Consider the following 4,902-nt stretch of genomic DNA (forward strand, 5'->3'; position numbering starts at 1 on the left):
CGTAACGCATAAAAATACCCCCATAAGTTGTGTCCAACTTATGGGGGTCGGTTCATCCATATCGTGGACGCTAGGGGTTTTTAGTTTCTATTTCTATAAGACCGTTCCTGAAGCGTTCACAGTTAGACCTAGCACAGGTTAAACGCAATAAACGCTGTCACTCTTAGCAAGCTTAACCTCTCAGCAATTTCAACGGTGATTTTAGGCCAAAACACGCCAAATGATTGCCAGTATCGCCATGATATAAAATAAAGGTGCCAGCCAGCCAACGACTTGCGTGGCAACAGCAATACTTAGTCCAAACCCTGCCAGTGCCATCCAGTCGCGGCGGCGATCATTGAGCATATCGGCGCGAATTTGCTGTATTTCACGTAGTTGACTGTCCTGACGCGATCCTTGTGAAGCAAGGCTTTGTAACCCTTGATCCAGTAACTTAGGAATATCCGTGGTAGATAGTAGTATCTCAGGCAGTTGCTGGCGTAACTGCTGCAAATTACGCATCGGATCGAGCTGCTCTTTGATCCAATTGCTCAAAATAGGTTTGGCAAGTGACCAAATATCAAGATCAGGGTATAAATCACGACCCAACCCTTCTACGTGTACCAGCGTTTTGAGCAATAGCATCAACTGCGGTGGAATACTCATATGATGGCGACGGGCGATATCCAAAATCTGCATCAATACGCCAGCAAAGTCGATATCGTTGATAGGTTTGTTTAACATGGGTCCGACAGTACGCTTCATATCACGCATGAGCGCATGCTTATCAGCGCTTGGTGGAATCCAGCCAGCTCGGCTCACGATATCAACCATGGCGGTAAAGTTATCATTCATAACAGCTAGCAGCATCCGCGCGACGATGAGCTGATCTTCTTTTGATAAAGTGCCCATGATGGCGCAATCAAGCCCGATATAGCGAGGTTCATGACCTAAATCAACTGCTGGCGCATCAGCATTCATTGTAGTGAGTGAGGGTGTTTCTACAAACACATTGCCCGGATGCATGTCAGCATGAAAGAAATTATCACGAAAGACTTGAGTGAAAAATATGGTTAGCCCTTTTTTGGCTAATGCAGCTCGGTCATAGCCCAATTTATCAAACACTTCGATTTGTGAAATGGGTACGCCTTGAATACGCTCCATCACCATCACGTTCTTGGCAGCATCATAAACTTCTGGCACATACATCAAGGCAGAACCCAGAAAGTTATTGCGCATTTGGATGGTGTTGTCGGCCTCAAGGGTTAAATCTAGCTCGTTGAGCATGACTTGACGATAGTCTTCGACGATATCGATGATATGTACCGCTCGTGCGGCTTCAATACGAGCCGATGCCCAATTGGCCAGTTCGAGGAGCAATTCAAAGTCAGTCACAATAGTCGTGCGAATATCTGGGCGTACCACTTTTACGACCACTTCACGGCCATCATGCATGGCGGCGGTATGTACTTGGGCGATAGATGCTGCTGCTAGTGGCTTTACATCAAAACGGGCAAATAAATTTTCAATAGATTTACCCAGACCGTGTTTGCTATCTTGGATTTGTGCAATAGCAACATCTGCGTCAAAAGGCTTGACTTTATCTTGTAGCTGGACCAATTGCTCGATAATCTCAGGTGGCACTAAATCACGACGGGTTGAGAGCAGTTGCCCCAGTTTCAAAAACAGCGTACCCATGTCTTCTATGGCATATTTGATGGCATTTGGTTGATGTTTCTTACCCCAAGCGGCTGGGTGCATGCGAATTAAACGTGCTAACGGTTGTAGTTGCGGCGCTTCTTCGATAGCGAGATGCGTATCAATGCGATACGTTGCGGCGATACGCCAAAGCTCAAATAAACGGGCGCGATGAGATAGTAGCATGAGGTATAAGTACTCTAGAAAAATTTAGAAATAGGGTAAACACTTTGCTGATCTATAGGTTTTGTTGATGTATGAATAATACAGTCAATAATAATGTTTTTTATCTACTGAATAGGCTATTGATGAAACGAGTTGTCAAGAAAGCGCGCCTGTTCTTCTTTGATAGCGGCCAATTTGGCTTCCTCACGTTCGACATCTGCGCGCAGCTTTAGCAACTGCTGCTTGAGATCATTTAGCTCTGCCGTGGCAACTGGATCAGGTGCAGCATTACCTGCTACATCATTGGCCCAGTCACTGACATCATCAAAGGCGCGTTTGGCATTATGTCGCAAGCTGGCTTTTAACTGCGAAATGAGCAGATGTAACTGACTGGCCATCGGCTTACCAATGAGCGGCTCAAGCTGACCGGCAACGTCGGGATCAAATCCTGCAACCAGCTGTTTAAGCTGCATCAACACTTTATAGTCACCAGCGATAGGCATATTACCTTCAGCACCACGCATCAGATTGAGCAATTGAGCAGGATTATCCACGGTAAGGGTACAGTCTGGATGGCTGTGACCCATACGTGCGTTTTCCATATTGGCCGCTTCACGCTCATTTATTTGACCACTTGGCTCAAACAAGCTTTCGGTGGTCACTGGCTCAAAACGTAGATGCTCATCAGTAAATAGCACATCTAGATGAATTTCGGGCATACCTATATTTAGCCGTAGCACTTTTCCAGCGAGCGGTGCTAGACCTGATTTGGTGATCTCATCGCTTGCAATGGCAAGGTTAATCAGTTTTTCGGCACCAGCCAAAAGTAAGACCGTTAGCATATGTCTCTCGCATATTTGATTGAGCGCCTTTAATAAGGCGCATCGTTAATTTGGATCAGTAGCTCATTTATCACGACTGTTAGATATGGCTAGGTTGCCCCTTATCACCAAGGTGTTGTCGTTACGCTTTAAAGCCACGATGTACGGCGACGATACCAGCAGTCAAGTTGTTATAGTCGCAATTTTCAAAGCCCGCTTCTTGCATCATTTGCTTGAGTGTCTGCTGATCAGGGTGCATACGAATCGATTCAGCCAAGTATTGATAGCTTTCAGAATCATTGGCGATCAGCTTGCCCATAATAGGTAAAGCGGTAAATGAATATAGATCATAGGCTTTAGATAATGGCTCAAATACGGGTTTTGAGAATTCTAAAATCAATAGGCGACCACCTGGCTTAAGTACGCGATACATGGATTTGAGCGCCGCATCTTTATCCGTGACATTACGTAGACCAAAGCTGATAGTAATCAAGTCAAAGCTGTTGTCATCAAATGGAGCGAGTGTCTCAGCATTTGCTAATACAAAATCAACGTTGTTGCAGCCAGCATTAATTAAGCGTTCGCGGCCTACTTCTAGCATGGCAGCATTGATGTCTGACAATACCACGTGACCGTTTCGGCCGACTTCACGGCTAAATACTTTGGCCAAGTCACCTGTACCGCCTGCGATATCTAATACGTGCTGACCTGAGCGCACGCCCGATAAGCTAATGGCATAACGCTTCCATAGACGGTGAATACCAAATGACATTAAATCATTCATAATGTCATATTTTTTGGCGACAGAGGTAAACACATCAGCCACACGTGCTTGTTTTTCCGCTTTATTGACTGTCTTATAACCAAAGTGAGTTTGTTCATTACCATCAGTATCAGGCGTGTGCGGATTGTTGATATCATCACGTTGATTAAAAAGGGTCTGCTTGGTGGTTTGTGTGTTTTCGTTATCTACGCTATTAATCGTATTGTTGTTTGGCATGGTGGTTTGTTGACCTTGTGGTGTTCCAGTTGGTAAGTCTTGGACTTGCGTGAAGTCATTCGTACTTGCAGTATGGTTGCTGTCTTTTACAGTGGTTTGTCGTGCTTGAACTTGAGCCGTTATATTTTGATTGTGAGTGATACTGTCTTTTACCAACTTATCTTGTAAATGAGCGTTGGTGGCGGGTTTTTTGTCGAGGTGAGAGTTGTTATTTGCAGTATCGTTCATGGTGGTGTCCTGTTATTCATTTTTATGATTATTTTTTGAAAAGCTATAAAGTAGTGATAAGTTAAGCGTACTATAATGGCTATGATACACCAAACGTCATTGGCTTACTGCCATTATCCATATCATGAACTTGATCAATAATTATCAGTTCACGCTTACAAAATGGCTCGATAAAATCACTCACACTTTTGAGAGGCTTCATGGCTTTGAACCCTGTATCAATAAAGTCGTAAAGTGGTTGGAATTTATAGCGATATGCTGTGCCTTTAGCCAGCGCAAACGCTTTCTTTAGCATAAATGAGTTTAGGTGCTTGTCAGTGCGATAACAGACTTCTTTTAGGTTGCTGATTTGTACTCGGCGCTCTCCAGCTTCATCGACAGCGCGATAGGCGGCAAGCATGTTATCCTCATTGACTGGCAAGTTTTCACTAAGCAACCACTGAGCCAAATGCAAGTCTAGCTCAATCGCTAAAATTGCTGCATGGATACCCATACTACCAGCTTCCAAAGCCGACTCTTTGGCTAGGCGCTCAAGCTTTTGGGCTTTAGGAAGAATTCGTTCTAATTGTTCCGCCAGTATCTTGAATTCATCACCGCCATACAACTGCGTCAAAAAGTAATCTGCCATCAGTTGATTTTTTGGTTGTTCAAATAGGTCGCTGTGCGTTTTTTTAAGACGCTGTTGTTGCCATGATTGTACGTCTTTCAGTTTGATGTCTAAAGCTTTGTCTTGATGGTGTGGTAGTGCCCAAAAACGGGTTAAATGTTGTTGCAGGTCGGCTAAAGCGGCCATGTTAATAAATCCTATAAAAAGTAAATAATTTGGTGGTGTATCAAAAAGTATGCTGGAGTAATAAAAGAAGGGTGACAGCCGAAGCAAGATGATATATTTGAGGTTATGAAGACACAAATACAGATCAATTGCCCCGACTGTCACAGTCCCAGTTTAAAGAAAAACGGCAAAAAAAGCTATGGCAAGCAGAACTACCAGTGCAAGGACTGCAAACGTCA

The 4,902-nt window shown here is 44.1% G+C and carries 5 protein-coding genes; 1 reads left to right on the plus strand and 4 read right to left on the minus strand.

Annotated elements, in window-relative coordinates; genetic code table 11:
• Positions 1-201: 201 nt before the first annotated feature.
• From EI164_RS14600 to EI164_RS14615, 4 genes are all read right to left on the minus strand, one after another.
• Entirely contained in the window at positions 202-1,863 is a 1,662-nt protein-coding gene (locus EI164_RS14600; protein WP_192520646.1) for an ABC1 kinase family protein, read from the minus strand.
• Positions 1,864-1,979: 116 nt separating this feature from the next.
• Positions 1,980-2,684: an SCP2 domain-containing protein gene (locus EI164_RS14605; RefSeq protein ID WP_192520647.1), complete on the minus strand. Its 705-nt coding sequence runs from the start codon at positions 2,682-2,684 to the stop codon at positions 1,980-1,982.
• 121 nt (positions 2,685-2,805) lie between these two features.
• The gene (gene ubiE, locus EI164_RS14610) at positions 2,806-3,891 is read right to left on the minus strand and encodes a bifunctional demethylmenaquinone methyltransferase/2-methoxy-6-polyprenyl-1,4-benzoquinol methylase UbiE (protein ID WP_192520648.1); all 1,086 of its coding nucleotides are present in this window, start codon (positions 3,889-3,891) and stop codon (positions 2,806-2,808) included.
• Between the two features lie 79 nt (positions 3,892-3,970).
• On the minus strand, positions 3,971-4,684 hold the full coding sequence (locus EI164_RS14615) for an FFLEELY motif protein (protein ID WP_192520649.1): 714 nt from the start codon (positions 4,682-4,684) through the stop codon (positions 3,971-3,973).
• A 105-nt stretch (positions 4,685-4,789) separates the two neighbouring features.
• Between EI164_RS14615 and EI164_RS14620 the strand changes: the two genes are divergently transcribed.
• On the plus strand, positions 4,790-4,902 hold a 113-nt coding region (locus tag EI164_RS14620), incomplete at its 3' end, for an IS1 family transposase (RefSeq protein WP_192519804.1).

Source organism: Psychrobacter sp. FME13, assembly GCF_014861395.1.
GTDB lineage: Bacteria > Pseudomonadota > Gammaproteobacteria > Pseudomonadales > Moraxellaceae > Psychrobacter.

Excerpts from the sequence above, each read along its gene's own strand:
- EI164_RS14600 (WP_192520646.1), bottom strand. The coding sequence starts at position 1,863 with ATGCTACTATCTCATCGCGCCCGTTTATTTGAGCTTTGGCGTATCGCC.
- EI164_RS14605 (WP_192520647.1), bottom strand. The coding sequence starts at position 2,684 with ATGCTAACGGTCTTACTTTTGGCTGGTGCCGAAAAACTGATTAACCTT.
- ubiE (WP_192520648.1), bottom strand. The coding sequence starts at position 3,891 with ATGAACGATACTGCAAATAACAACTCTCACCTCGACAAAAAACCCGCC.
- EI164_RS14615 (WP_192520649.1), bottom strand. The coding sequence starts at position 4,684 with ATGGCCGCTTTAGCCGACCTGCAACAACATTTAACCCGTTTTTGGGCA.